General features: G+C 62.0%; 27 protein-coding genes and 1 tRNA gene. 18 read left to right on the forward strand and 10 right to left on the reverse strand.

All coding sequences use genetic code 11. The features are described from left to right. Positions 1 to 20: 20 nt before the first annotated feature. The 6 genes from PSAKL28_RS00795 to PSAKL28_RS00820 all read left to right on the forward strand — a co-directional run bounded on the left by PSAKL28_RS00795 (position 21) and on the right by PSAKL28_RS00820 (position 7,486). Positions 21 to 2,177 (forward strand): type I secretion system permease/ATPase, encoded by a 2,157-nt coding sequence (locus PSAKL28_RS00795; RefSeq protein WP_038605353.1) that lies wholly within the window; start codon positions 21 to 23, stop codon positions 2,175 to 2,177. A gap of 7 nt (positions 2,178 to 2,184) precedes the next feature. Beyond that, complete coding sequence (locus PSAKL28_RS00800; protein ID WP_174446952.1) at positions 2,185 to 3,540, forward strand: HlyD family type I secretion periplasmic adaptor subunit; 1,356 nt, start codon at positions 2,185 to 2,187, stop codon at positions 3,538 to 3,540. A gap of 256 nt (positions 3,541 to 3,796) precedes the next feature. Beyond that, positions 3,797 to 4,696: a TauD/TfdA dioxygenase family protein gene (locus tag PSAKL28_RS00805; protein WP_038605358.1), complete on the forward strand. Its 900-nt coding sequence runs from the start codon at positions 3,797 to 3,799 to the stop codon at positions 4,694 to 4,696. 20 nt (positions 4,697 to 4,716) lie between these two features. Then, the gene (locus PSAKL28_RS00810; protein WP_038605361.1) at positions 4,717 to 5,736 is read left to right on the forward strand and encodes an ABC transporter substrate-binding protein; all 1,020 of its coding nucleotides are present in this window, start codon (positions 4,717 to 4,719) and stop codon (positions 5,734 to 5,736) included. A 5-nt stretch (positions 5,737 to 5,741) separates the two neighbouring features. Next, positions 5,742 to 6,605 carry an ABC transporter ATP-binding protein gene (locus tag PSAKL28_RS00815; RefSeq protein ID WP_038605364.1) on the forward strand — a complete coding sequence of 288 codons (864 nt, stop codon included), beginning with the start codon at positions 5,742 to 5,744 and terminating at the stop codon, positions 6,603 to 6,605. A 14-nt stretch (positions 6,606 to 6,619) separates the two neighbouring features. After that, positions 6,620 to 7,486: an ABC transporter permease gene (locus tag PSAKL28_RS00820; RefSeq protein ID WP_038605366.1), complete on the forward strand. Its 867-nt coding sequence runs from the start codon at positions 6,620 to 6,622 to the stop codon at positions 7,484 to 7,486. Positions 7,487 to 7,491: 5 nt separating this feature from the next. On the opposite strand, the gene PSAKL28_RS00825 is transcribed toward PSAKL28_RS00820, so the two are convergent. After that, entirely contained in the window at positions 7,492 to 8,082 is a 591-nt protein-coding gene (locus tag PSAKL28_RS00825) for a WCX domain-containing protein (protein WP_038605369.1), read from the reverse strand. Positions 8,083 to 8,288: 206 nt separating this feature from the next. Here PSAKL28_RS00825 and PSAKL28_RS00830 point away from each other — a divergent pair, with 206 nt between their 5' ends. From PSAKL28_RS00830 to PSAKL28_RS00855, 6 genes are all read left to right on the forward strand, one after another. Continuing rightward, positions 8,289 to 9,107, forward strand: a complete 819-nt coding sequence (locus tag PSAKL28_RS00830; RefSeq protein ID WP_038605371.1) for a tetratricopeptide repeat protein — start codon at positions 8,289 to 8,291, stop codon at positions 9,105 to 9,107. Between the two features lie 94 nt (positions 9,108 to 9,201). After that, positions 9,202 to 9,654, forward strand: a complete 453-nt coding sequence (locus tag PSAKL28_RS00835) for a MarR family winged helix-turn-helix transcriptional regulator (RefSeq protein WP_038605374.1) — start codon at positions 9,202 to 9,204, stop codon at positions 9,652 to 9,654. Then, a complete protein-coding gene (locus PSAKL28_RS00840; RefSeq protein ID WP_038605375.1) occupies positions 9,651 to 11,741 on the forward strand; it encodes an FUSC family protein in 2,091 nt (696 codons plus the stop codon). Before PSAKL28_RS00835 ends, PSAKL28_RS00840 begins: the two co-directional genes overlap by 4 nt. Next, positions 11,738 to 11,950 (forward strand): DUF1656 domain-containing protein, encoded by a 213-nt coding sequence (locus tag PSAKL28_RS00845; protein ID WP_028943804.1) that lies wholly within the window; start codon positions 11,738 to 11,740, stop codon positions 11,948 to 11,950. The genes PSAKL28_RS00840 and PSAKL28_RS00845 overlap by 4 nt, the downstream gene beginning before the upstream one ends. Beyond that, positions 11,947 to 12,822 (forward strand): efflux RND transporter periplasmic adaptor subunit, encoded by an 876-nt coding sequence (locus PSAKL28_RS00850; protein ID WP_038605378.1) that lies wholly within the window; start codon positions 11,947 to 11,949, stop codon positions 12,820 to 12,822. Before PSAKL28_RS00845 ends, PSAKL28_RS00850 begins: the two co-directional genes overlap by 4 nt. After that, entirely contained in the window at positions 12,819 to 14,219 is a 1,401-nt protein-coding gene (locus PSAKL28_RS00855) for an efflux transporter outer membrane subunit (RefSeq protein ID WP_038605380.1), read from the forward strand. The genes PSAKL28_RS00850 and PSAKL28_RS00855 overlap by 4 nt, the downstream gene beginning before the upstream one ends. Before the next feature lie 101 nt (positions 14,220 to 14,320). Here the strand turns inward: PSAKL28_RS00855 and PSAKL28_RS00860 are convergent, their stop codons facing one another. Further along, positions 14,321 to 15,067, reverse strand: a complete 747-nt coding sequence (locus tag PSAKL28_RS00860; protein ID WP_038605382.1) for a slipin family protein — start codon at positions 15,065 to 15,067, stop codon at positions 14,321 to 14,323. Positions 15,068 to 15,069: 2 nt separating this feature from the next. Further along, on the reverse strand, positions 15,070 to 16,455 hold the full coding sequence (locus tag PSAKL28_RS00865) for an NfeD family protein (RefSeq protein WP_038605384.1): 1,386 nt from the start codon (positions 16,453 to 16,455) through the stop codon (positions 15,070 to 15,072). 102 nt (positions 16,456 to 16,557) lie between these two features. Between PSAKL28_RS00865 and PSAKL28_RS00870 the strand changes: the two genes are divergently transcribed. From PSAKL28_RS00870 to PSAKL28_RS00880, 3 genes are all read left to right on the forward strand, one after another. Then, positions 16,558 to 17,016 carry an aminoacyl-tRNA deacylase gene (locus PSAKL28_RS00870; protein WP_038605387.1) on the forward strand — a complete coding sequence of 153 codons (459 nt, stop codon included), beginning with the start codon at positions 16,558 to 16,560 and terminating at the stop codon, positions 17,014 to 17,016. A gap of 60 nt (positions 17,017 to 17,076) precedes the next feature. Then, the gene (locus tag PSAKL28_RS00875; RefSeq protein ID WP_038605390.1) at positions 17,077 to 17,316 is read left to right on the forward strand and encodes a DUF2789 domain-containing protein; all 240 of its coding nucleotides are present in this window, start codon (positions 17,077 to 17,079) and stop codon (positions 17,314 to 17,316) included. Between the two features lie 63 nt (positions 17,317 to 17,379). Then, entirely contained in the window at positions 17,380 to 18,018 is a 639-nt protein-coding gene (locus PSAKL28_RS00880) for a hypothetical protein (protein WP_038605392.1), read from the forward strand. A 16-nt stretch (positions 18,019 to 18,034) separates the two neighbouring features. Here the strand turns inward: PSAKL28_RS00880 and PSAKL28_RS00885 are convergent, their stop codons facing one another. The 6 genes from PSAKL28_RS00885 to PSAKL28_RS00910 all read right to left on the reverse strand — a co-directional run bounded on the left by PSAKL28_RS00885 (position 18,035) and on the right by PSAKL28_RS00910 (position 21,218). Further along, positions 18,035 to 18,475, reverse strand: a complete 441-nt coding sequence (locus tag PSAKL28_RS00885) for a CBS domain-containing protein (protein WP_038605394.1) — start codon at positions 18,473 to 18,475, stop codon at positions 18,035 to 18,037. A 200-nt stretch (positions 18,476 to 18,675) separates the two neighbouring features. Next, positions 18,676 to 18,990 (reverse strand): DUF3077 domain-containing protein, encoded by a 315-nt coding sequence (locus PSAKL28_RS00890; RefSeq protein ID WP_038605397.1) that lies wholly within the window; start codon positions 18,988 to 18,990, stop codon positions 18,676 to 18,678. A gap of 475 nt (positions 18,991 to 19,465) precedes the next feature. Then, entirely contained in the window at positions 19,466 to 19,789 is a 324-nt protein-coding gene (locus PSAKL28_RS00895; protein ID WP_038605400.1) for a hypothetical protein, read from the reverse strand. Between the two features lie 58 nt (positions 19,790 to 19,847). Continuing rightward, a complete protein-coding gene (locus PSAKL28_RS00900) occupies positions 19,848 to 20,378 on the reverse strand; it encodes a DUF5384 family protein (protein ID WP_038605403.1) in 531 nt (176 codons plus the stop codon). Between the two features lie 11 nt (positions 20,379 to 20,389). After that, complete coding sequence (locus PSAKL28_RS00905; protein WP_038605406.1) at positions 20,390 to 20,899, reverse strand: hypothetical protein; 510 nt, start codon at positions 20,897 to 20,899, stop codon at positions 20,390 to 20,392. 242 nt (positions 20,900 to 21,141) lie between these two features. Then, positions 21,142 to 21,218: transfer RNA gene (locus PSAKL28_RS00910), tRNA-Arg, on the reverse strand. Positions 21,219 to 21,478: 260 nt separating this feature from the next. On the opposite strand from PSAKL28_RS00910, the gene gabD reads away from it, so the two are divergent. From gabD to PSAKL28_RS00925, 3 genes are all read left to right on the forward strand, one after another. After that, positions 21,479 to 22,921: an NADP-dependent succinate-semialdehyde dehydrogenase gene (gabD, locus tag PSAKL28_RS00915; RefSeq protein ID WP_038605409.1), complete on the forward strand. Its 1,443-nt coding sequence runs from the start codon at positions 21,479 to 21,481 to the stop codon at positions 22,919 to 22,921. A 183-nt stretch (positions 22,922 to 23,104) separates the two neighbouring features. After that, positions 23,105 to 24,388: a 4-aminobutyrate--2-oxoglutarate transaminase gene (gene gabT / locus PSAKL28_RS00920; RefSeq protein ID WP_038605410.1), complete on the forward strand. Its 1,284-nt coding sequence runs from the start codon at positions 23,105 to 23,107 to the stop codon at positions 24,386 to 24,388. Between the two features lie 140 nt (positions 24,389 to 24,528). After that, positions 24,529 to 25,737: a response regulator gene (locus PSAKL28_RS00925; RefSeq protein WP_038605412.1), complete on the forward strand. Its 1,209-nt coding sequence runs from the start codon at positions 24,529 to 24,531 to the stop codon at positions 25,735 to 25,737. A gap of 72 nt (positions 25,738 to 25,809) precedes the next feature. Here PSAKL28_RS00925 and PSAKL28_RS00930 read toward each other — a convergent pair whose 3' ends face one another. Beyond that, on the reverse strand, positions 25,810 to 26,799 hold the full coding sequence (locus tag PSAKL28_RS00930) for a GGDEF domain-containing protein (protein WP_038605414.1): 990 nt from the start codon (positions 26,797 to 26,799) through the stop codon (positions 25,810 to 25,812). Between the last annotated feature and the right edge of the window lie 92 nt (positions 26,800 to 26,891).

Genomic DNA, 26,891 nt, shown 5'->3' on the forward strand with positions numbered 1-26,891 from the left:
CAATCATCAAGAGAAACCGCGTGGAATCAGAAGTCAGTCGAGTCCAACTCAGCCATGATCCACGCAGTCAGCACGATGATCCGTTGCTGGACAGCCTGCTGTCCCTCTGCGTGTTGCACCAGAAGCCCGCCAGCCGGGCAATGCTGACCACCGGTCTGCCGTTGCCGGCCCAGCGCCTGAGCCCGGAGCTGCTGCCGCGTGCGGCGGCCCGTGCCGGTCTGCAGGGGCGTTTGTTGCAACGCAAGCTGGAGCAGATCCCGGGCATCGCCATGCCGGCGATGCTGCTGCTCAAGGACGGTCGCAGCACGGTGCTGCTCGGTTGGGAGAATGACGACACCGCGCGGCTGTTGCTCAGCGAGAGCGACGGCGGCGAGGTGCATGTCAGTCGCGAGGCGTTGCAGAGTGACTACAGCGGGCGGGTGTTCTTCGCCCAGCCGCAGCACAAGTTCGACGTCAACCACGGCAACCTGATTCCCCGCGCACGCTCGTGGTTCCGCGACACGCTCAAGCGCAGCCGCTGGCTGTACATCGATGCCATCGCCGCCAGCCTGGTGATCAACCTGATCGCCCTGGCCGCGCCGCTGTTCGTCATGAACGTCTACGACCGCGTGGTGCCCAACCAGGCGACCGCGACCCTGTGGGTGCTGGCTGTCGGTATCTGCGGCGCCTATATCTTCGACCTGATCCTCAAGGGCCTGCGCAGCCTGTGCCTTGATCTTGCCGGGAAAAAGACCGACCTGATCATCTCCGCCACGCTGTTCGAGCGTATCGTCGGCATGGCGATGAAATACCGCCCGGCGCGGGTCGGCAGCTTTGCCCAGAACATTCACGAATTCCAGGGGCTGCGCGATTTCCTCGCCTCGCTGACCCTGACCAGCCTGATCGACCTGCCGTTTACCCTGCTGATCCTGCTGGTGATCGCCATCATCGGCGGCCATCTGGTGTGGATTCCGATCATTGCCTTCCCGCTCGCCCTGGGCATTGGCTACGCCCTGCAGAAGCCCCTGGTGGCGACGCTGGAGCGGACCATGTCCCTGGCGTCCGAGCGCCAGTCGAGCCTGATCGAAACCCTGGCCGGTCTCGACGCGGTCAAGGTCAACAACGCCGAAAGCGAACGCCAGTACATGTGGGAGCAGACCATCGGTACCCTCAGCCGCCTGGAGCTGCGGGTCAAGGTGCTGTCGGGCCTGGCGATGAACATCACCCTGCTGATCCAGCAACTGGCCGGTGTGGCGCTGATCTGTGCCGGTGTTTACCAGATCATTGCCGGCAACCTCAGCATGGGTGGCCTGATTGCCTGCTACATGCTCAGTGGCCGTGCCCTCGGCCCGCTGGCGCAGCTGTCCGGTTTGCTGACCCGCTACCAGCAGGCCAAGGTCACCATGGTTTCGACCGACCAGATGATGGAACTGCCGCAAGAGCGCAACTTCGAAGAGCGCCCGCTGAGCCGCCAGGTGCTGCAGGGTGCAATCGAGTTCCGCAACATTGATTTCACCTACCCGAACCAGCAGAACCTGGCGCTCAAAGGCGTCAGCCTGAGCATCCGGCCGGGTGAGAAAATCGGCATCATCGGCCGAAGCGGCTCGGGTAAAAGCTCGCTGGCCAAGCTGATCGTTGGCCTGTACGAAGCCGACAGCGGCTCGCTGCTGGTCGATGGCGTGGACATCCGTCAGATCGACGTCAGTGAACTGCGCCACAACATCGGCTATGTGCCCCAGGATATCCAGCTGATGGCCGGCACCCTGCGTGACAACCTGGTCAGTGGTGCGCGTTACGTCGAGGACGAAATGGTCCTGCAGGCCGCAGAACTGTCAGGTGTCCATGAATTCGCCCGCTTGCATCCGCAGGGCTATGAACTGCAGGTCGGCGAGCGTGGCCAGAACCTCTCGGGCGGTCAGCGCCAGAACGTTGCCCTGGGCCGGGCGCTGTTGCTCAACCCACAGATCCTGCTGCTCGACGAGCCTACCAGCTCCATGGACAACACCGGCGAAGAGCGCCTCAAGCAGCGCCTGCAAGCCGTCATTGAAAGCAAGACCGTGGTCCTGGTCACCCACCGGGCATCGTTGTTGTCTCTGGTCGATCGCTTGATCGTCGTCGACCGCGGACAGATTGTTGCGGATGGCCCGAAAGCCGCCGTCATGGATGCGCTGAAGAAGGGGCAGATCAGTGTTGCATAAGATCGATATGGGTCAGGTCAAGGACAGCCTGCGCAAGTACTTCAAAGGCTCCGAGTCGCTCAGCGGCCAGCCGCTGCCCGAGGTCAACAAGGCCCTCATCGAGGATGCGCCGCGCATCGTGCGCATGACCATCTGGGGCGTCATCGCGTTCTTCCTGTTCCTTGGAATATGGGCCAACTTCGCGATCATCGACGAAGTCACCCGGGGCGAGGGCAAGGCGATTCCGTCGTCCAAGCTGCAGAAAATCCAGAACCTGGAAGGCGGCATCGTTGCGCAGATCTTTGCCAAAGAAGGCCAGATCGTCGAAGCGGGCGACCCTTTGCTGCGTCTGGACGATACCCGTTTCGTCTCCAACGTCGGCGAGACCGAGGCGGATCGCCTGGCCATGGCCTTGCGTGTAGAGCGTCTGAGTGCCGAGGTCGAAGACCGTCCGCTGAAGATTGACGAAGAGATCCGCAAGGCAGCGCCAAGCCAGGCGGCCAACGAAGATTCCTTGTACCAGAGCCGTCGTCAGCAATTGCAGAGCGAAATTGGTGGCTTGCAGGAGCAACTGGTGCAGCGCCAGCAGGAACTGCGCGAGTTCAGCTCCAAGCAAGCCCAGTACCGCAACAGCCTGCAGTTGCTGCGTCAGGAAATCAGCATGTCCGAGCCGCTGGTGGCCCAGGGCGCAATCTCGCAGGTTGAAGTGCTGCGGCTCAAGCGTGCCGAAGTGGAAAACCGCGGTCAGCTCGATGCCACCTCGCTGGCCATCCCGCGGGCCGAGTCGGCGATCAAGGAAGTCGAGCGCAAGATCGATGAGACCCGTGGCAAGTTTCGCAGCGATGCCCTCACTCAGCTCAACGAGGCGCGCACTGACCTGAGCAAGGCGCAAGCCACTGGCAAGGCCCTGGATGACCGGGTCAACCGGACCCTGGTTACCTCACCGGTGCGCGGTATCGTCAAGCAACTGCTGGTCAACACCGTCGGCGGTGTGATCCAGCCGGGCAGCGACCTGGTCGAAATCGTACCGCTGGATGACACCCTGCTGGTTGAAGCGCGTATCCGCCCGCAAGACATCGCTTTCCTGCATCCCGGCCAGGAAGCCATGGTCAAGTTCACTGCCTATGACTTCACCATCTATGGCGGCCTGAAAGCCAAGCTGGAGCAGATCGGCGCCGACACCATTACCGATGAAGACAACAACACCTTCTACGTGATCAAGCTGCGTACCGATCGCAGCCACCTGGGCACGGATGAAAACCCGTTGTTGATCATTCCGGGCATGGTCGCCTCGGTGGATATCATCACTGGCAAGAAGAGCGTGCTGAGCTACCTGCTCAAGCCGATCATTCGTGCCCGGGCTGAGGCGCTGCGCGAGCGTTAACAGCATCGCGGGGCAAGCCCGCTCCCACAGTGAGCACATGCCTCTGTGGGAGCGGGCTTGCCTCGCGATGAGGTCCTGAAGACCACCATATGCTTATTCAATAAAGATATTTAAATTATCTCTCTTATGACTTTATAGTCACTTCCCTGCGTACCTGCCGACCAATCGGCGCGCCGCACGACCGAACCAACACGGAACCCCGTGAGTTTCTGATCGATGCGCGCACCTTTGGGCGCGCTCTGCGTGGGAGTGAATCATGTCAGCGGCCTCCAGCGTCTTGTCACCTGTCGACAGCGCACAACAACAACGCTTCGAAATTCGTCCTTTCTCCGGTGCCGTCGGTGCCGAAATCATCGGCCTGGACCTGTCCCGTGCAGTCACCGCCGAAGACTTCGCCCGGATTCACCGCGCGCATCTCGACCATCATGTGCTGGTGTTTCGCGACCAGCACATCAGCCCCGAACAACAGATTGCCTTCAGCCGCCGCTTCGGTGTGCTGCAGATCCATGTGCTCAAACAGTTCCTGCTGGCCGGTCACCCGGAAATCCTCATCGTCTCCAACATTGTCGAGAACGGCCAGAACATCGGTCTGGGCGATGCCGGCAAGTTCTGGCACTCGGACCTGTCGTACAAGGAACTGCCGAGCCTGGGCTCGATGCTGCATGCTCAGGAGCTGCCGAGCGAAGGCGGCGACACCCTGTTCGCCGACATGCACAAGGCCTGGGACGGCTTGCCTGAAGCCCTGCGCACTGCCGTGCAAGACCGTAGCGCGGCGCACTCCTACACCGCGCGCTACAGCGAAACAAAATTCGAAGGCAACTGGCGCCCGACGCTGACGGCCGAGCAACTGGCCCAGGTGCAGGAAGTGATTCACCCGGTGGTGCGGACGCACCCGGAGAACGGCCGCAAGGCCCTGTTCGTCAGTGAAGGCTTTACCACCCGCATCGTTGGCCTGCCCGAAGACGAAAGCCGGCAGATCCTCGCCGAACTCTATGCCCACAGCGTGCTGGAACAGAACATCTACCGTCACCAGTGGCAGCCACGTGACCTGGTGTTCTGGGATAACCGCTCGCTGATCCACCTGGCCGCCGGCTGCCCCGCGCACCTGCGCCGCAAGCTGTACCGCACCACCATCCAGGGCGATGCCCCGTTCTGACACGTATCGAGGAGTACAGCATGCGCAAGTCAATCAGCCGCCTGGCGGCCAGTATCGGTCTGGGTGTCAGCCTGCTCGCCGGCAGCCTGGCAGCCCCGGCAACCGCCCAGGCCGAAGGTGAAATCCGTATCGCCGAACAGTTCGGCATCGTTTATCTGCTGCTCAACGTGGTGCGCGATCAGAACCTGATCGAGAAACACGGCAAGGAGCAGGGCATCGACATCAAGGTCGACTGGACGCAACTGTCCGGCGGCGCCGCGATCAACGATGCCTTGCTGTCCGGCTCGATCGATATCGCTGGCGCCGGGGTTGGCCCGCTGCTGACCATCTGGGACCGCACGCAGGGGCGGCAGAACGTCAAGGCCGTGGCGTCGCTGGGTAACTTCCCCTACTACCTGGTCAGCAACAATCCCAATGTAAAGACCATCGCCGACTTCAGCGAGAAGGACCGCATTGCGCTGCCGGCTGTCGGGGTCTCGGTACAGTCGCGTTTCCTCCAGTACGCTGCGGCCAAACAGTGGGGGGACAAGGAGTACAACCGCCTCGACAAGTACACCCTGGCCGTTCCGCACCCTGACGCTACCGCCGCCTTGCTGGCCGGTGGTACCGAGCTCAACGCGCACTTCTCCAACCCGCCGTTCCAGGACCAGGTGCTGGCCAACAAGGACGTGCACGTCGTGCTCAACACCTACGACCTGCTCGGACCGAACTCACCAACCGTGTTGTTCGCCACCGAGAAATTCCGCAAGGACAACCCGAAAACCTACAAGGCCTTTGTCGACGCCCTGGCCGAGGCCGCGGACTTCGCCCAGAACGACAAGGCGGCCGCGGCCGATACCTACATCCGCGTGACCAAGGCCAAGATCGACCGCGAAGCGCTGCTCAAGATCATCGACAACCCGCAGTACGAGTTCAGCGTCACGCCGAAAAACACCTACCCGCTGGCCGAGTTCCTCTACCGCGTGGGCGCGATCAAGCACAAACCCGACTCCTGGAAAGACTACTTCTTCCAGGACGAGAAACCGCTGCAAGGGAGCTGAAGCGCATGAACACCCCATTGCAAGGCCACACGGTCAGCAAGTTGAGCAGCGTCGCCACGCCGCCGCTGCTGCAGGTGGATAACGTCAGCCTGGAGTACCGCACCGCGCAACGCGTGGTGCGGGCCACGCACCAGGTCAGTTTCGAAGTGGACAAGGCTGATCGCTTTGTCCTGCTCGGCCCCTCCGGTTGCGGCAAGTCGACGTTGCTCAAGGCGGTCGCCGGTTTTATCGAGCCGCAGGAGGGGCAGATCCGCCTGCAGGGCCAGACGGTGCATGGCCCGGGCCCGGACCGCATCGTGGTGTTCCAGGAGTTCGACCAACTGCCACCGTGGAAAACCGTTAAACAGAACGTGATGTTCCCGTTGCTGGCGTCCGCCACGCTCAAGCGCAAGGAGGCCGAAGCGCGTGCCTTGCATTACCTGGATAAAGTCGGCCTGGGCGGTTTTGCCGATGCCTACCCGCATACCCTGTCAGGCGGCATGAAAGCCCGGGTGGCGATTGCCCGCGCATTGGCCATGCAGCCGAAAATCCTGTTGATGGACGAACCTTTCGCCGCCCTCGACGCCCTGACCCGGCGCAAGATGCAGGAAGAGTTGCTGCTGCTTTGGGAAGAGGTGCGTTTCACCTTGCTTTTCGTCACCCACTCGATTGAAGAAGCACTGGTGGTGGGCAATCGCATCCTTTTGCTGTCGCCTCATCCCGGGCGGGTACGCGCCGAAATCCACAGTCACCAATACGACCTGCAGAGCCTCGGCGCCAGTGATTTCCAGGCCTCGGCGCGACGCATCCATCGCTTGCTGTTCAACGATGACGCGCATGCCGAGCACGACCCGGCACTGGATTTTGCCGACATCCGTATTGCCTACTGACCGGGAGAATTGCCATGACCACATCTGTTACACCGCGTCAGGAATACGAAGTCGTTCTCGAGCCGCTGCTCAGCGTGCCGATCGAGCGTGAGCTACCTCTGGGCCAGCGCTTGTGGCAACAGGCCTGGCTGCGCAAGGGGCTGATCCTGGTGCTGCTGGCGGTGGCCTGGGAAGCTATCGCTCGCTACCAGGCTAACGACCTGCTGCTACCCAGCTTCCTGCAGACTGCGGCGGCCCTGTACGACGGCCTGATCACGGGCGAATTGCCGGCCAAGGTCGGCGTTTCCCTGGTGGTGCTGCTCAAGGGATATCTGCTGGGTATTGTCCTCGCGTTCGGCCTGACCACCCTGGCGGTCTCGACCCAGTTCGGCCGTGACCTGCTCAGCACCTTGACCTCGATGTTCAACCCGTTGCCGGCCATTGCCCTGCTGCCGCTGGCCTTGCTCTGGTTCGGCCTGGGCGACAACAGCCTGATTTTCGTCCTGGTGCATTCGGTGCTCTGGGCCCTGGCCCTGAACACCTATGCCGGGTTTCTCGGCGTGTCGGAAACCCTGCGCATGGCCGGGCGCAACTATGGTCTGCGCGGCTTGCGCCTGGTGCTGCACATCCTGATCCCGGCGGCGCTGCCGTCGATTCTCTCGGGTCTCAAGATCGGCTGGGCCTTCGCCTGGCGCACCCTGATTGCCGCGGAACTGGTGTTCGGTGCCACCAGTGGCAAAGGCGGGCTGGGCTGGTACATCTTCCAGAATCGCAATGAGCTGTACACCGACAAAGTCTTCGCCGGGCTGGCCGTGGTGATCCTGATCGGCCTACTGGTGGAAAGCCTGGTGTTCAACAACTTGGAGCGCATTACCGTGCGCCGCTGGGGTATGCAGCGCTGACCGGCTCAGGCGCTCTGGTACTGCGCTGCGGCGTTGCTCAGGGTTTCGGCGATCTGCTGGCGCAGGGCCAGGGGCTGTTCGACGATCAGGCTGTCGCCCTGGCTGAGTAACCACCAGCGCAGTTGCCAGCCGTTGCTCACCGTCGCACGCAGGCAGTGGCCGTGCTCCAGCTGGGTGACGTGCATGTCCGCCGACAGCGGGGTTTCACGTACCAGGCGCGCCAGGTTGTCGCTGACCCAGACCTGCAACTCGATCTTGTCGGTATCACCAAACTGCAGGGCATCGCTGCGCAGATAGGCCTGCAGGTCAAAGTCGCGCAGGCCTTCGCTGGCGTTGTTGAGCACGCGCAACTGGTGAAAACCGGCATTGGCCGCCCAGTGCCAGCCATAGGGAATGCTCTTGTCGTTGCGCTCCAACGGAAAAATCAGCGACAGCTCGTTCAAGTCGCGTTCAATAGTGCGTTTGCTGATGGTAAAGCCGGCGTCTTTCAGGCGAGCTACCAGCTCGGCGCTAGTGGTACCGGGTGAACGGCTGGGCAGTTGGCGCAATAACTCCCATTGACGGCTGAGCGTGGCGCGGGTCGTGGCGGAGGGCAAAGTGTGGCGTCCTTGTCTAGGCTTGCGGTTGTAGCATGTTCCTAGTGGAAAGATATGGCAATTGGCCATTTATCTATCGAATCAAGGATGAAGTAGTTGATTTGCCTCAACCGAATCGTTCGCGACAGGTTTTGTCGTGGCTTTGCGCAGAATCACGCCTCATTACTCCTGCCTTCGTTTCGGCGGGTTGTTCAATGAGGATGAACATGTCAGCTGCCAGCAATATTTTCCCACTGCTCGAGCGTCTGCTTCCCGAGCGCATCATTGCGGTGTCTGGCCGTTCCAGCCAACTGGAGCGGTTGTACGCCGGTGTGGGTATACCCAGCCAGCGGGCAGCTTTGGGTGAAAGCTTCATCCTGATCAGCCGTCTCGAGGAGGCCAGCGACCTGCAGGCGCTGTACAGCGATCTGCGGGCCCAGGCCCTGGATGGTAGTGTCGCGGCACTCAACGACCTGGGCTGGATCTGGCTCAACGGCAAGTACTGGCGCGCCGACCCGACGCTGGCCGGGCACCTGCTACGCATGGCGGCGTTGCAGGGCAGCGCGCCGGCCTGGTTCAACCTGGGCCAGCAGTATTATTTCGGCAAGGGTGTGGAGGTCGCCTATGCCAGTGCGGCCGAGTATTACCAGCAAGCCTTCGAGCGCGGTCTGGAACAGGCGGCCGCGGCCTTGGGCGATCTCTACGAAGAAGAAATCTGCGACAACGAAGTGCAGGAGTGGAAGGTCGACCTGCACATGGCCTACCACTGGTTCTTGCGCGGCGCCCAGCGCGGCGAGGCGCGCTGTCGTTTTGAAGTCGGCTACCGGCTGCTGCACGGGCAGACCGTGGCAGCCGACCAGAAGGCCGGCGTGTACTGGCTGGAACTGGCGGCCGTGGCCGGGGTGATGCAAGCCGCTGAAGAGCTGGCGGTGCACTTCAGTGTGTCGCAGAACGCGTTGCGCTACCTGTTCTGGCGTGACCAGGCCATCGCCATGGGCAGTTCGCTGGCCCTGACCATGAAGCTCGAAGATCAACTGCAACCCTGAGCATGGCGCTCGTCAGCCATGCTTGACGGCGGGGGCGATGATCGAAGAATATTGATAGTTAGCAAACTATGAATATAGCGATGACCCTCCCTTCATGACTCTCGATGCACTGCACCTGAACATCAGCAGCGGTATGGTGGTGGCCGGTCGGCACTGGCGGCGGATCTGCCAGGCGACCTTGGCCGGCTATGGTATTTCCGAAGCCTGTGCCATGCCGTTGCTGATGATCGTGCGCCTGGGCGACGGCGTGCACCAGGTGGCGGTGGCCCAGGCGGCCGGGCTGGAAAGCCCGTCGCTGGTGCGCCTGCTCGACCAGTTGTGCAACGCCGGGTTTGTCTGCCGCAGCGAAGACCCGGTGGACCGCCGGGCCAAAGCCTTGAGTCTGACCCACAGTGGCCGGGTACTGGCGGAAACCATCGAGGGCGAGCTGGTGCGTTTGCGCCGGGAGGTGCTGCAGGGCATCGATGAAGCCGACCTGCTGGCCACCCTGCGTGTACTGCGTGCCTTCGAACAGGCCGCGCAGCGCACCCCGGGAGTGTCTTCGTGAAGGACTTTTTCAGCTCCCTGCCGCCCGCGCGCGACTGGTTTTACGGCGTGCGCACCTTCGCGGCATCGATGATCGCCCTGTACATCGCCTTGCTCATGCAACTGCCACGGCCTTACTGGGCCATGGCCACGGTGTACATCGTCTCCAGCCCGTTTGTCGGCCCCACCAGCTCCAAGGCGCTGTACCGCGCCATGGGTACCTTGCTGGGCGCCGCTGGCGCGGTGTTCATGGTGCCGCTGCTGGTGCAGACGCCGGTGCTGCTGACCGTGGCCATTGCCCTGTGGACCGGCACCTTGCTGTTTCTCTCGCTGCACCTGCGCACTGCCAACAGCTATGCCCTGATGCTGGCGGGCTACACCTTGCCGATGATTGCCTTGCCGGTGGTCGACGATCCGCTGAGGGTGTTCGACATCGCCTCGTCGCGGGCCCAGGAAATCTGCCTGGGTATCGTCTGTGCCGCGGTGGTCGGGGCGATCTTCTGGCCGCGGCGCCTGACGCCGGTGCTGGTGGGGGCCACCGGCAACTGGTTCAACGAAGCGATCCGCTACAGCGACACCTTCCTCGCCCGCAGCGTCTCGGCCGAGAGCGTCGGCACTTCGCGAGCGGCGATGGTTGCCACCTTCAACTCGCTGGAGCTGATGATTGGCCAGCTGTCCCATGAAGGCGCGCGTCCGCAGACGGTGAAAAATGCCCGCGAACTGCGTGGCCGCATGATCCACCTGTTGCCGGTGGTCGATGCACTGGACGACGCCCTGGTGGCGCTCGAAGCGCGTGCGCCGGTCCAGGCCAGCCAGCTGCAACCGTTGCTGGAGCAGGCCCGTGAATGGTTGAAGAGTACCGCCAGCGACGCCGCGCCGCGCCGCTGGTCAACCCTGCGGGCACAACTCGAAGCGATGCAGCCCAGCGCCGCCGCCCTCGACGAGCGCGCCGCGTTGCTGTTGTCCAACGCGCTCTACCGCCTGGCCGAGTGGGTCGATCTGTGGCAGGACTGCTGCAGCCTGCAACACGCCATCCGCAATGAAGACCTGTCGCCCTGGCGCGCGGTGTACCGGCATTGGCGCCTGGGCCGGTTGACGCCGTTCTTCGACCGTGGCCTGATGCTCTACTCGGTATTCTCCACCGTGACCGCCATCATCGCCGCCACCACCCTGTGGATCCTCTCGGGCTGGAACGACGGCGGTAGCGCGGTGATTCTGGCCGCTGTGGCCTGCAGCTTCTTTGCCGCGATGGACGATCCGGCGCCGCAGATTTACCGCTTCTTTTTCTGGACAGCGGTGTCGGTGGTGTTCGCCAGCCTCTATCTGTTTCTGGTGCTGCCCAACCTGCACGACTTCCCGATGCTGGTGCTGGCCTTTGCCGTGCCCTTCATCTGTGTCGGCACCCTGACGGTACAGCCACAGTTCTACCTGGGCACCTTGCTGACCATCGTCAACACCGCCTCGTTCATCAGTATCCAGGGCGCCTACGACGCTAACTTCCTGACCTTCATCAACTCCAACCTGGCCGGGCCGGTGGGGCTGTTGTTCGCCTTCATCTGGACCCTGGTGATGCGTCCGTTCGGCGTCGAGCTGGCGGCCAAGCGCCTGACGCGTTTCAGCTGGCATGACATCGTCGGCATGACCCGGCCTGCGACCCTGGCCGAACACCGGCGCCTCGGCGTGCAGATGCTCGACCGCCTGATGCAGCACCTGCCGCGCCTGAACCAGACCGGCCAGGACACCGGCAGCGCCTTGCGCGATCTGCGCGTGGGCCTGAACCTGCTCGACTTGCTGGCCTATATGCCACGGGTCGGCGCGCTGCCACGCCAGCGCCTGGAGCGGGTGGTGGAGGAGGTCGGTGAGCACTTTCAGGCCTGCCTCGACGCCCGTCGTCGCCTGCATGCCCCCGAAGTACTGCTGCAGAGCATGGAGCGCGCGCGCCGTGCCCTGAACCTCAATGACCTGGCGGATAGCGCCGACGCCCGCGTGCACCTGCTGCATGCCTTGAGCGGTTTGCGCCTGGCGCTGCTGCCAGGTGTCGAGGTGGTGCTGGAACCCTCTGACGACCAGCCGCAACTGCCTTACGGCATCGATGGAGCGCCCCTGTGATCGGTGAACTGGATATCAGCGGGGTGTTCCTGCCCACGCTGCTGGTGATGATGGTCCTCACCTACCTGTTGTTTCTCGGGGTGCACGCCGTGCTTACCCGTGTGCATTTCTACCGTCTGGTCTGGCACCGGGCGTTGTTCAACGTTGCGCTTTACGCCGTGCTGCTCGGCACGGTCGACCACTTTTGCCGAAACCTGATGCTGCCATGAAAAAACCCTTATTGACCCTGGGCCGCGTGGTCCTGACCCTGCTGGTAGTGACGCTGGCGACCGTACTGGTCTGGCAGATGGTCATGTATTACATGTTCGCCCCCTGGACGCGGGACGGGCATATCCGTGCCGACGTGATCCAGATCGCCCCGGACGTGTCCGGGTTGATCCAGCAGGTCGAAGTCCGTGACAACCAGGTGATCAAGCGTGGCGACGTGCTGTTCACTATCGACCAGGACCGTTTCAAGCTGGCGCTGCGCCACGCCCAGGCGACCCTGGCCGAGCGCAAGGAAACCCTGGCCCAGGCTCAGCGTGAGGCACGGCGTAACCGTGGCCTGGGCAACCTGGTGGCGCAAGAGCAACTGGAAGAGAGCCAGTCCCGCGAGGCCCGCGCGCAATCGGCGCTGGCCGAAGCCCAGGTCGCGGTGGACGCTGCTCAACTCAACCTCGACCGCTCGGTGGTGCGCAGCCCGGTGGATGGCTACCTCAACGACCGCGCACCGCGTGCCCACGAGTTTGTCAGCGCCGGCAAGCCGGTGCTGGCGGTGGTCGACAGCGCGTCCTACCACGTCGATGGCTATTTCGAAGAAACCAAGCTCGGTGGTATCCACATCGGCCAGGCTGTGGATATCCGCGTGATGGGCGACAACGCCCGCCTGCGCGGGCATGTACAAAGCTTTGCGGCGGGTATCGAAGACCGTGACCGCACCAGCGGTGCCAACCTGCTGCCCAACGTCAACCCGGCCTTCAGCTGGGTGCGTCTGGCCCAGCGGATTCCGGTGCGGATCGCCTTCGATGAAGTGCCGGCGGACTTTCGCATGATCGCCGGGCGTACCGCGACCGTGTCGATCATTGACGGTAACGGCCAATGAAACGCCTGTCGCTGGTTGGTGTGAGTCTGCTGCTGTCGGCCTGCCAGATGGTTGGGCCGGATTACTCACTGCCCAAGGAGGCCGCGATGCAGCGCGCCGATCTGCAGGGTGAGTTGCGTCAGGATGCCAGCAGTGTGGTGTCTGCGCCGGTGCCGCAGAACTGGTGGCATCTGTATCACGATCAGCGTCTGAACACGCTGGTCAGCCAGGCCCTGGCGGCCAACACCGAATTGCGCATTGCGGCGGCCAATATCGCCCGCGCGCGTGCTCAGGTCGAAGAAGCTCAAGCCCAAGGCGGATTCAACGGCGGGGTGAAACTGGGAGCGCAACGCTTGCAGGAGTCCGGTGAAGCCTTCCTGCTGCCGGAGAAGGTACCGGTGGCGAACATCGGCGAAGCCATCATCAGCGCGTCCTACCAGTTCGACCTCTGGGGCACCCTCAAGCGTGGCGTCGAAGCGGCCCAGGCCAATGCCGACGCGACCCAGGCCGCTGCCGATACCGCACGCATTACCCTGGTGGCCGACGTGGTGCGCGCCTACACCCAGGTCTGCGCGGCCAACGAGGAGTATCACATCGCGCGTGAGTCGCTGGATCTGCAGGAGCAGAGCGTGAATCTGGTCCAGCGTCTGCGCGACGCCGGGCGTGGCGACGAAACCCAGGTGACCCGTTCACAGACCCAGTTCAAGTCGCTGCGTGCCGAGCTGCCGCGCTACCAGGCTGCACGCGAGGCGGGCTTGTATACCCTGTCGATGCTGCTGGCCAAACCGGTTGCGCAGTTGCCAGCCGGCACCGCTGATTGCGCCGAGTTGCCGCACATCGCCCAGGTGTTGCCGGTGGGCGATGGCGCCGCGCTGCTCAAGCGGCGTCCGGACATCCGTCAGGCTGAGCGCAGCCTGGCGGCGGCCACGGCGACCATCGGCGTGGCTACCGGTCAGCTCTATCCGGACATCAGCATCGGTGCCCAGGTCGGCACCATCGGTATCCTGGAAAACCTCGGCGAACCGGCGACCAACCGCTGGGGCTTCGGCCCGGCGTTGACCTGGACCGTGCCAACCAATGGTTCGCGTGCACGCATCCGCGAGGCCGAGGCCTCGACCCAGGCGGCGCTGGCGCATTTCGACGGGGTGGTGCTCAACGCCATCCGCGAAACCCAGACCAGCCTGGCGCAGTACAGCGCGTTGCTGGAGCGGCGTGACGCCCTGGCGGATGCCGAGCGCTCGGCGCAGCAGGCGGCAGATCATACCCACCGTTTCTACCAGGCTGGGCGCGAGTCGTTCCTGGCTGATCTGCAGGCGACGCGGACCTATACCGATATGCGTGCGCAACTGGCCATGGCCAATACTCAGGTGGCGATGGGGCAGATCGGGCTATTCCTCGCCTTGGGTGGTGGCTGGTAGGTCACTGCCTGTGGGAGCGGGCTTGCCCCGCGATGCGATCTGACAGATACACCGCAATCGCGGGGCAAGCCCGCTCCCACCGAGTCCCCCCAAAGGCAATATCACTTATCCACAAACCCCCTGAGCATCTCGATCGGCAACGGAAACACGATCGTCGACGACTTGTCCCCGGCAATCGTGCCCAGGGTCTGCATATACCTCAGCTGCATGGCCCCCGACTGGCGCCCGAGCATTTCTGCCGCCTGCATCAGCTTTTCCGAGGCCTGCAGCTCCCCTTCGGCATGGATCACCTTGGCCCGCCGTTCGCGCTCGGCTTCGGCCTGGCGGGCAATGGCGCGGATCATCGATTCATTGAGATCGACATGCTTGATCTCGACGTTGGCCACCTTGATGCCCCAGGCATCGGTTTGCGCGTCCAGTACCTGGCGGATATCCAGGTTCAGGCGCTCACGTTCAGCCAGCAACTCATCCAGCTCATGCTTGCCGAGCACCGCGCGCAAGGTGGTCTGCGCCAGCTGGCTGGTGGCCATGAGAAAGTCTTCGACCTGGATGATCGCCTTCTGCGGGTCGAGCACGCGAAAGTACAGCACGGCATTGACCTTGACCGAGACGTTGTCACGGGTGATCACATCCTGCGGCGGCACATCGAGGACCACGGTGCGCAGGTCGACCCGGACCATTTGCTGGACTCCGGGAATCAGTAGCACCAACCCCGGCCCCTTGACCCGCCAGAAACGCCCTAGCTGGAACACCACGCCCCGTTCGTACTCACGCAGTATGCGAAACGCCGACAGTAGCAGCACGGCAGCAAATGCCAGCAACGCACCAATGCCTAGTTCGAAAAACATCTTCAGTCTCCTTGCGCCACAGCGTCTGCTGCGGCGCTGACGTCCAGAAGTACGCCCTTGCGTGAGATCACCCGGACGTGTTGCCCCACCTGCAGCGGCGTCTGGCTGTAGGCCTGCCACTGTTCACCCTGCACCTGCACCGAGCCGATGTACGGATCGCTGTCATTGACCGCCATCACCGTGGCCAGGCTGCCGACCAGCCCGGCATCGCCACTGACCAGCGCGCGCTTGCGCGCTTTCATGGCCATGCCCAGCACGCCACCGAGCAGCAGTGCCGAGAACAGCGCCAGGAACAGGATCAGCGGCAGCGGAATGCCGAAGCCGGGCACATCGGTGTCCATCAGGATCACCGCGCCCACCACAAAGGCGACGATGCCGCCAAAACCGACCACACCAAAGCTGGGCATGAATGCCTCGGCAATCATGAAGGCCACGCCGAGCAGAATCAGCGCCGCCCCGGCGTAACTCACCGGTAGCAGCTGTAGGGCATACAGGGCCAGCAACAGACAGATGCCGCCGATCACGCCGCCGACCCCGGAGCCTGGGCTCATGAACTCGAACATCAGGCCGTAGACGCCAATCATGATCAGGATCAGCGCGACACTGGGGTTGGTGATCACCGCCAGCAAGCGCGTGCGCCAGTCTGGCTGGCGCTCGGTCAGCGGCGCGGCGGCAGTCTGTAATTGCACGGTTTTCCCGGCGACTTCGAGGGACTTACCGTCGAGCTGGCGTAACAAGTCGGGCAGATCGTTGGCAATCTGGTCGATCACCTTCAGGCGCAGGGCTTCGCTGGCGGGCAGGCTGACCGCTTCACGCACGGCCTGCTCGGCCCAGTCGGCATTGCGCCCGCGCATCTGCGCCAGGCTACGGATATAGGCGGCGGCGTCGTTGACCTGTTTACGGGTCAAGGTGTCCTGTTCGCTCGGTGCCGGTTGCTTGTCGCCCGTTGGCGCTGCCGGTGGTGCTCCAGGGTCTTTCGGCGTGCCGGGCAGGCCGCCGATCTGCACCGGGGTAGCGGCGCCGAGGTTGGTGCCCGGGGCCATGGCGGCGACGTGGCTGGCGTAAAGGATATAGGTGCCGGCGCTGGCCGCCCGGGCACCACTGGGGGCGACGAAACTGGCCACCGGCACAGGGCTGGCCAGGATCGCTTTGATGATCTCGCGCATCGAACTGTCCAGCCCGCCCGGGGTGTCGAGGCGGATCACCACCAGTTGCGCCTGGTCGGTTTCGGCCTGGTGCAGGCCACGAATCAGATAATCGGCACTGGCCGGACCGATGGCGTCGTTAATACTCAGCACCAGTACCGATTGGCCGGGCGCTGCCTGACCACCAGGCAGCGTGCCGAGCAAGAGCAGCAAGAGCAGATGCCGACACCAGCGAGCGATCACCTGAGTTCACCCGGTTTGTGCGTGTCCAATAAGTTTAGTCCGCTGCTCGCAGCAGCACGGCCTAAACTTCAGAAGTGGGGGAGCTATATCCGGAGGTGCATCATGCGTATGGCAAAAACCCTGCAGCAATGCCTGGACAAGGCCGGCTGCGACTATGACATCGTTCCTCACGCGCACTCATCCACCAGCCTTGAGTCGGCGCGCATGGCCGGGGTACCCGCTGAAAGAGTAGCCAAGTCGGTCATGCTCGACGACCGTCATGGCAATTACCTGATGGCTGTACTGCCCGCCAACCGTCACCTGGACATGAGCAAGGTACAGGCCACCGGCCAGTGGCACATGACGATTGAAAGCAACCTGCCTCATCTGTTCGGTGATTGCGAGCGTGGCGCCATCCCGGCGCTGGGTGATGCGTATTCGATCAAGATGCTGGTGGACCCGACGCTGACTCGCCAGGGGGATATCTATGTCGAGGCCGGCGATCACGACCACCTGATCCACATGAACATGACGCAGTACCTGAAACTGGTGCCGAACGCCGAAGTGCGTGAGGTTTGCTGATGATCAACCCACTGCCAGGCTGGCGTCGTGGACGACCGGTCTGGCCCTAAGGAGTGACCCATGGAAGCACCCAATCACAAGTTTTCGGAATTGTTCAAACAGCTGGGACTGCCCGACGATCCTGTCGGCATAGACCAGTTCATCACCAGCCATTCGCCACTCAAGAACGAGATAAAACTGGTTGATGCACCCTTCTGGACGGAGGCACAAAGGACCTTTCTCAAGGACAGTATCGAGGAAGATGCCGACTGGGCGGTGATGTTCGACCAGCTCAATGAGGCCTTGCGAAATAAACGCTGAGCGGCACTGATACCGGCGTTTGGCGTTGCTATGCTCAGGAAAAAACAACAGGGGGATAGCGCAATGAAAGATCCCTATGCCGTCGGTTTCTGGTGTGCCGTGACCGCCTTGGGCCTGCTGACCGCCGGTTATTTCTATGGTGTCAAAGAAAGCTATCAACTGAACCAGGCCCTGGTGTTTCTCTACGCCGCCGGTGGCGTGATCGGGGCACTGGCGCTGACGGCCCTGGCCTGGATTGCCTGGCAGCAGTTGCGGGTCAGCAAGCGCCAGCTGGCCCAGGGGCGCACGCTGGTGGCGATCTGGAACACCAAGGTTGCCTTGCGCCGGGTCGAAACCGTGTTCGACCGCTACTTCTGGGGTAGCTACTGGCAACCGGGGCGGACCTTCCAGGAAGTCATGGGCGAGCTTGAAGGCACGCCACTGGAGCAAAGCCTCGAAGCCCTGAAACGCCAGTGCCGCGAGCTCGACAAGGAAACCCACGACCTGCGCCGCCACTGGCTGGACAACGCCCGTGAACTCTCCACTGTCGCCACCGCCATGGCCCGCGAGCGCTACCAACTGGACCTGTGCGATTCACAGCAAAGCAGCGGGCGCGGAGGCGCGGTGCTCAACCGCGACCTGGAAGTGCTGGTGTACACCTGGTCGGCGCGCCTGCGCAGCTTCGACCACCAGCTCGATGAGCTGGAGACCGAATACCGCTGAGGGATGTCGCGGCGAGTCAGTCGCCGCGAATGTACTGTTCCAGCTGTGCAATCATATTGGCTTGCTCGGCGATGGCTTCCTTGACCAGGTCACCGATCGACAGCAAGCCCAGCAACTCACCGTTCTCCACCACCGGCAGGTGCCGCAGGTGGCTGTTGGTCATCATGTTCATGCAGTAATCGATGTTCTGCTGCGGGTCCACCGTGATCACCGGCGCGCTCATGATTGCGCTGACCGGCGTGCCTACTGAGGAGCGACCCTTGAGCACCATTTTTCGCGCGTAGTCGCGCTCACTGACGATCCCCACCACCTGGCCGCCCTCGACCACCGGCAAGGCGCCGACGTTCTTCTCGGCCATCAACTTCAGTGCATCGAGCACCATCTGATCCGGCGCGATGGTATGCACCTGGTGATGCTTCTCGGCTTTGGTTTTCAGGAGCTGTGCCACGGTTTTCATAGAGGCCTCTGCGATGCTGGAAGTGGATGACGGCAGATACCTACAGAATCGTGTACAGATGGCCACAGAGCAAGGGAGAAAGCGGCATCGAGTCGATTGAAAAACGTCATGGTACTTGTAACCCCGGTGGGAGCGGGCTTGCCCCGCGATTGCGGGCTGTCAGCCACATCGGATCGCGGGGCAAGCCCGCTCCTACCGTGTTATCTGTTGAGCTGATCCATGGGTCGATCTTCTATGCCATCAAGCAGTGCATCAACCAGGCCCTTGGCCATTTCCACCGAATGCAGGGTCGACCAGAGAAAGTTCTTGCTGGCCGGGTCGATGTGGTCGAAGGCTTTGTAGCCGGTGTCGTAGGCACAGCTCAGATATAAAGAGGCGTGCACCAGCGCGTCGTGGGCGGCGATGCCGGAACAGACGGCGAACAGCGGAGAGTGGCCGGCCTCGCAATTGCCGAAGACGGTGTGGGCGGTGGTGATAGATTGATCCAGTGGTGGATCGGGAACAATTTTCTTCATGTCAATGCTCGCTAGTTGGAGCTGACACCAGCATCGTTACCACACGAATGGGTGGCAGCTGTACACGGGGTGGTAAACCGGGTGCGAGCTATCCCAGCAGGCCCGAAGGCCTCCCGCGTACAGCCGCCATTGACTGCACAAGAATAAATCGCAACCCGGGTTACCACACCCGATCACCGAGTTTTCGGTAACGAGCAGAAGCCTAGAGGTACGAGTTCCCATGGACAAGCAGACGGGTATCGACAGACTCGGTAGGGTATTTCCTAGGACGTCAAATCAGCCAGCATTTTCGAGGGGTTCGAAACAAAATCTGACATCTACAGGGGATTTTGTGGGAGCCGGCCTTGCCGGCGATGACATCGGTGCGGTATCAGGTATTGCGCGGTGCCTGCATCGCTGGCAAGGCCAGCTCCCACAGTTAGCCAGGTGACAGACAGTGCACCCACAGTGGGAGCGGGCTTGCCCGCGATAGGGATCAAAGCCCGTTAGGCAAGAACCGGGTAGCACCGCTGACATCATCGATCTTCTTGATACGGAAGGCCTTGATGCAGGTTTCGTTACGGGTGTTGCTGTCTGGGCAGTACTGTTTGACGAAGGCGCCAAAGTCCATGTCCTGACCGTTAACGCTGAGCACGCGTTTGAAGTACTCGCCCTGGATGCCCTGGGCCTGACGCGAGGTGGTCATTTCCTGATCAACCACCAGACGGCCATGCAGGTCGACGGTGGGAAACTTGGCTTCTTCCTTGAAGCAACCGCTCAGCAGCAGGCCAGCCGCTGCCAGCATAATCATACGTAGCATGATGTTGTCTCTGCAGAGGGCGGCCCCGGCGCATGCGCCGAGGCTGACCCGGGGATAGTTACTCGCCGAACAGCTTGGTGGAGCGATTGACCTCGGCCTTGCCGGCATCTTCCAGCAAGGATTTGGCGCCAGAGGTCACGTTGCGCGAAGCGTCGGCGTTGGACTGGATCACGTCGGTGCGGGCGGCGCTGTCGCGCAGCTCGGCATCGATGTAGTCGTTGGTCCGTGCAACCTTGGCCTTTCTCGCTTGCAGCTCCAGGCGACGCTCTTCCAGCTCCAGCGCGCGCAGTTCGTCTTCGAAGCCTTCTTCGCGAGTGCGAACACGCTTGTCTTCCGCTGCTTGCGCCTGTTGCCTTTCAGCGGCACGTTGCGAAGCGGCCCGCTGTGCCGCGGCGCGTTGCTGGCGAGCAGCGGCTTCGCGGGACTCGGCGCGCTGTTGGGCCGCAGCGGCCTGACGCAGGCGTTCGGTTTCCAGGTCTGCTTCTTTCTGCTTGGTTTGCTGTTCGATCTGGTAAAGCTGATCGAACTGGCCAGCCGTGGCGGTCACGGCAGACAGCGCGAGGGCGGTGCCCAGAACAATATGCTTCATGTCCGGCTGCCTCAGCTCTTTTTAGGTTCTGGGCAGGTAGCATTCGGCTGAATGCGCGTCTCGTTGGACATGGTCATGACCATCAGCGAGATGCCACCCACTTGGAAGTCGCATGGGCGACCAACCTGGGCGGAGGTGTAGATCTTGCCGCTCTCGGAGTAGCCGATCAGCACGCCTGGAACCAGGGTAGTGTCGTTGACCATCGAGCCTGCGAGGGCACCTGCACCACCACCGGCAACACCACCGACGATAGCGGTGTCTTTGTTCTTGCCAGCACCCAACGCTGCGCCACCCAAGGCGCCCAGTACACCACCAACCATCATTGCGGCTTTCTGGTTCTTTTCGTTGCTGACTTTGATCTTGGTCGGCGAGATCGTGAGGATCTTGACGGTCTTGGCTTCCTGCTGGGTGTTCACCTGGCTGGCATCAAACACATCGGATTGATACTGCTCGCCCGTCGCCTGGCAACCTACGAGAGAAGCGACAACGGTCAAAGCCAGACAGTGTTTCAGCATTTTCATTCCTAAATTCCCTGGAGGGTGTGGGTAACCTTGCGCCGCAGTCCATTTTGGTGGGCATATTGCCATCATTCTAAACGGATTGTTTAAACGAGGTAAAGCCAACAGTACTTATAGGGGATCTGGATAGAGCGAGTGGTAATAAAGGAAGGTCTTCGTTTGGCAGGAGCAGCCGGACGAATTGAGATCTTGATAAGCGGAGGTGGCGAAAACGCCAGACCTTTGCAAGCAAAGGGAGAGGAAAATGGCGCACTCGGCGGGATTCGAACCCACGACCCCTGCCTTCGGAGGGCAGTACTCTATCCAGCTGAGCTACGAGTGCAACGCGGGCGCCATGATACCCATCTAGACTGTCGGCGTCCATCGCCAGAATGGCTGTGTTCGATTTTGCACACACACCGGTCTATAAGTGACGTTGATCTGAAAAAGGTCGCCGTATAGCGCTTTTTGTTCTTTTTTTCGAACACCCTATTGTCCTTTTTCCTCGTTGCTCCTAGGATTCGTTTGAGATTTCAAACGCTCTCCTTTTTCTACAATCAATAATTCGCGCCGTGTCTGTACGGTGCCGTTAAGGAAGCCGACATGCAGCTTAAAGACGCCCAGTTGTTCCGCCAGCAAGCCTTCATCGATGGCGTGTGGTTGGACGCGGACAACGGTCAGACCATCAAGGTCAACAACCCGGCCACCGGCGAGATCATCGGCACTGTGCCGAAGATGGGCGCGGCCGAAACCCGTCGCGCCATCGAGGCCGCCGACAAGGCGCTGCCGGCCTGGCGTGCACTGACCGCCAAAGAGCGTGCTGGCAAGCTGCGTCGTTGGTTCGAACTGATGATCGAGCACCAGGACGACCTGGCCCGCCTGATGACCACCGAGCAAGGCAAGCCACTGGCTGAAGCCAAAGGCGAGATCGCCTACGCCGCTTCCTTTATTGAGTGGTTCGCTGAAGAAGCCAAGCGCGTTTACGGTGACACCATTCCTGGTCACCAGCCAGACAAGCGCCTGATCGTGATCAAGCAGCCAATCGGTGTAACCGCGGCGATCACCCCGTGGAACTTCCCGGCGGCGATGATCACCCGTAAAGCCGGACCGGCCCTGGCCGCTGGCTGCACCATGGTCCTCAAGCCTGCTTCGCAAACCCCGTACTCGGCTCTGGCCCTGGTTGAGCTGGCCACCCGCGCCGGTATCCCGGCTGGCGTGCTGAGCGTGGTCACCGGCAGCGCCGGCGACATCGGCAGCGAGCTGACCGGCAACCCGATCGTGCGCAAGCTGTCGTTCACCGGCTCGACCGAAATCGGTCGCCAGCTGATGGCCGAATGCGCCAAGGACATCAAGAAAGTTTCCCTGGAGCTGGGCGGTAACGCACCGTTCATCGTGTTCGACGACGCTGACCTGGATAAGGCCGTCGAAGGCGCGATCATCTCCAAGTACCGCAACAACGGTCAGACCTGCGTCTGCGCCAACCGTATCTACGTTCAGGACGGCGTCTACGATGCCTTCGCCGAGAAGCTCAAGGCCGCTGTGGCCAAGCTGAAAATCGGTAACGGCCTGGAAGACGGCACCACCACCGGTCCACTGATCGATGGCAAAGCGGTCGCCAAGGTTCAGGAGCACATTGCTGACGCGGTTGGCAAAGGCGCTCAGGTACTGACCGGCGGCAAGCTGATCGAAGGCAACTTCTTCGAGCCGACCGTTCTGGTCAACGTGCCGAACAACGCTGCAGTGGCCAAGGAAGAAACCTTCGGCCCGCTGGCGCCACTGTTCCGTTTCAAGGATGAGGCTGAAGTCATTGCCATGTCCAACGATACCGAGTTTGGTCTGGCCTCGTACTTCTATGCCCGTGACATGAGCCGTGTGTTCCGTGTTGCCGAAGCGCTGGAGTACGGCATGGTCGGTATCAACACCGGTCTGATCTCCAACGAAGTCTCGCCGTTCGGCGGTATCAAGGCCTCGGGCCTGGGCCGCGAAGGTTCCAAGTACGGCATTGAGGACTACCTGGAAATCAAATACCTGTGCATCAGTATCTGATCGCAGCGTAAGGCTTTACCTCTGCCAGCGAGGCGCGAGAGCGACGTCTCGCTGGCCTTTTTACACCGTACACCCAGTGGCCTGGGCCCCTGCAGCAGTCGATCAACGCATGCTGCCAGCAGTTGAATACCGGCCACTCTGACTTGAATCGCGCCACCTTGTGTGTGGCGAATTGAGGACATTATGAGCAACAAGACCAACGAATCTTTGATGCAACGTCGTATCGCCGCTGTTCCACGCGGTGTTGGCCAGATCCACCCGATCTTCGCCGAGTCGGCAAAAAACGCCACCGTTACTGACGTCGAAGGCCGCGAGTTCATCGACTTCGCCGGCGGTATCGCGGTGCTGAACACCGGTCACGTGCATCCGAAGATCATCGCTGCCGTTGAAGCCCAACTGCACAAGCTGACCCACACCTGCTTCCAGGTACTGGCCTACGAGCCTTACGTCGAGCTGTGCGAAAAGATCAACGCCAAGGTGCCTGGCGACTTCGCCAAGAAAACCCTGCTGGTCACCACCGGTTCCGAAGCCGTTGAAAACGCCATCAAGATCGCCCGTGCCGCCACTGGCCGTGCCGGCGTGATCGCCTTCACCGGCGCCTACCACGGTCGTACCATGATGACCCTGGGCCTGACCGGTAAAGTCGTGCCTTACTCGGCCGGCATGGGCCTGATGCCAGGCGGCATCTTCCGTGCTCTGTACCCGAACGAACTGCACGGTGTCAGCGTTGACGACTCGATCGCTTCGATCGAACGCATCTTCAAGAACGACGCCGAGCCACGCGACATCGCCGCGATCATCCTCGAGCCAGTTCAGGGCGAAGGCGGTTTCTACGTTGCGCCTAAAGAGTTCATGAAGCGTCTGCGCGCCCTGTGCGACCAGCACGGCATCCTGCTGATCGCTGACGAAGTGCAGACCGGCGCTGGCCGTACTGGCACCTTCTTCGCCATGGAGCAGATGGGCGTTGCCCCAGACCTGACCACCTTCGCCAAATCCATCGCCGGTGGCTTCCCGCTGGCCGGTGTTTGCGGCAAGGCTGAATACATGGACGCTATCGCTCCGGGCGGCCTGGGCGGCACCTACGCCGGTAGCCCGATCGCTTGCGCCGCGGCCCTGGCCGTGATGGAAGTGTTCGAAGAAGAGAAACTGCTGGAGCGTAGCCAGGCGGTTGGCGAGCGTCTGGTTGCTGGCCTGCGCAAGATCCAGGACAAGCACCCGATCATCGGTGACGTGCGTGCCCTGGGCTCGATGATCGCTGTTGAAGTGTTCGACAAGGCCGGTTCCCACACCCCTAACGCTGCTGCCGTTGCTTCGGTTGTAGCCAAGGCGCGTGACAAGGGTCTGATCCTGCTGTCGTGCGGCACCTACGGCAACGTCCTGCGTATCCTGGTTCCGCTGACCTCGCCTGATGAGCAACTGGACAAAGGTCTGGCAATCATCGAAGAGTGCTTCGCAGAACTCGCGTAAACTGTGACGCAGTAGAAGAAAAACCCGCTTCGGCGGGTTTTTTTTCGACTACAGGAACGCAAGACGGCTAAGGTTGCCAGCAAGGAGAGATCTTGGAAGGTGCGCGGGATTGCGCGTCGTGAATTATCGGAGAGCCGCGTATGAGCACTGCCAACCCACCTACAGCACCTTGCGTGTTGATTGCCGAAGGCGACCCTTGGGTACGGGAGATGCTCAGCCAGATGCTGCTCAGCGTGCGTTGCGATGCACGGGTGCAGGTCTGTGCCGATGGCTCCCAGGCGCTGGCGGCGCTGTCGTGCCAGCCTGACCTGATCATTGCCGCGCGTGAACTGCCTGGCGGTGACGGCCTGGATCTGCTGCGCAATGTGCGCGCCAAGCAGCGTCAACCGGCGCTGCCGTTCATTCTCATGAGTAATCGCAGCGACAGTGCCAGCGTGCGCGAAGCCTTGCCGTTCGCACCTACGGCTTACCTGAGCAAGCCCCTGAACATGGACGCCTTGCGTCATCGCCTGGAGGAGCTGCTGCTCAAGGTCGGTGAGCAAATTGCCTGTCCGGTGCCGGCGCTGCAACCGGGTATGACCCTGACGCGTTTTCTCGAGGGACGCCGGGCTACGGCCGATGGCGGTCCGTTGCTGGCCGATGTGCAGCAGGCCATTAAGCGCAGCCTGAACCCGCAGGGGCTCAACCTCAAAACGCTGGAAGAAGAGATCCGCAACGATCCGCAGGTGACGGCCGTGCTGATCGCCGCCGCCAATAGTGCTGCATTGCACCGCGACGGCGCCGTGCAGACATTGCTGCAGGCGCTGAACAAGCTCGGGACCACGCAGAGCATGAACCTGATTCTGGGGCTGACGCTCAAGCGCAGCGCCAAGCTCAGTGACCCTTTGTTGTCGCAGCGGGCCCAGCACTTCTGGGAGCTGTCGCTGCACGCGGCCGAGTACGCCCGGGTGCAGGCGCGGATGCTCGAGCTGGATCAGGAGCGGTGTTACTGCGCCGGTCTGCTGCATTGCCTGGGTGACCTGGCGTTGCTGCGTTGCCTGCAGGAGTGGCGCTTATCCGGGGGCGAGCTGGATGAGGATGACATTGAGTTGTCGCTCAATGAATTTGGCGCGGCCTTCGGTTCGGCGTTACGCACTCGCTGGCGCTTGCCGCTGGAGCTGCGCGAACTGATCGCGGCGATCTACCAGCTGGGCGGCGGGGTGTATTCGCGTGAAGCACTGGTGATGAACCTGGCCGGGCAGCTGGCGCGGTTGCCGGCGGATCAGGGGCTGGAGGCGTTGGCCGAGAGCAAGACGGCGCGGTTGCTCAAGGTGGGGATGGCGGAGTTGAGCAGGCTGCGTAAGGTTTGAGTTGGTATCGCGGGGCAAGCCCGCTCCCACCGGACACCGCTGTGGGAGCGGGCTTGCCCCGCGATGAGGCCTTCAGCCAATCACAATCTGATTCTTGCCCTGGCGCTTGGCCTGGTACATCGCCGCATCCGCCCGGGCAAACAGGCTGTCCAGCGATGAATCCACTTCACTGATGCCGGTCAGCCCCTGACTCACGGTCACGCCGAACACCTGCTGATCATGACTGAATTCCAGACGCTGGATTTCCCGCTGCAAGCGCTCGGCGATCTGTTCGGCGACCTGTGGCGTACAGCCGGGGAACACTGCGGCAAACTCCTCACCACCGATGCGCCCGAACAGATCGCCATGGCGTAACACGGCCTTGCCGGTGTCGGCGATGTGCTGCAGCACATAGTCGCCTTCCTGATGACCATAGGTGTCGTTGATTTGCTTGAAGTCATCGATATCGAGCAGCAGGAAGGTCAACGGCGTGTGTTCCCGCCGTGCCGCTTCGAACGCTTGCTGAGCGCAGTCGAAGAAGTGCCGGCGGTTGCTGCTCTGGGTCAGGACATCTGTGGTTGCCAGCAGCTGCAGCTCGCCTTCGACACGTTTCTTTTCAGTGATGTCTTCGGCCATGCCGACCACGATCAGCCGATGTTCGCTGTCGGTCTGCTGGTTGATAAAGCACTTGTCGCTGAGCCAGCGGACGTTGCCGTCGGCATCGATGATGCGGTACTCGCGGTCTTCCACGGCGCCTTTGACCAGCACTTCGGCCAGGCTGCGCTCGGCGTAGTCGAGGTCGTCAGGGTAGATGCTGTCGCGCCATTCATTGAAGTCAGCCAGCAGCAAGTGGGCCGGGCGGCCGAAGATTCGCTCGTAGGCGGGGCTGACATACAGCACCTGACGGGATTCCCAATCGAACGCCCAGAGTACGGCATTGACGCTATCGAGCAATGAGCTGAACAGCTGTTCGCGCTCGCTCAAGCGCGCCACTTCGCCTTGGGCGTGCATCAGCGCCAGGAGGGCCTGGGCCAGTTCAGGGGGCTCATTGTGGGGTTGGGACGTCGGTTTCTTGTTGACCATTTGCGCGGAACTTCTCACACAGAGGCGGGCGGCCACGACCCGGCCCGCCACGCGGGCGTTATGCCTGTCAGAGTGAGAATAGGCGGTGAAGT

It is taken from the genome of Pseudomonas alkylphenolica (assembly GCF_000746525.1).
In the GTDB taxonomy this organism is placed as follows: domain Bacteria; phylum Pseudomonadota; class Gammaproteobacteria; order Pseudomonadales; family Pseudomonadaceae; genus Aquipseudomonas; species Aquipseudomonas alkylphenolica.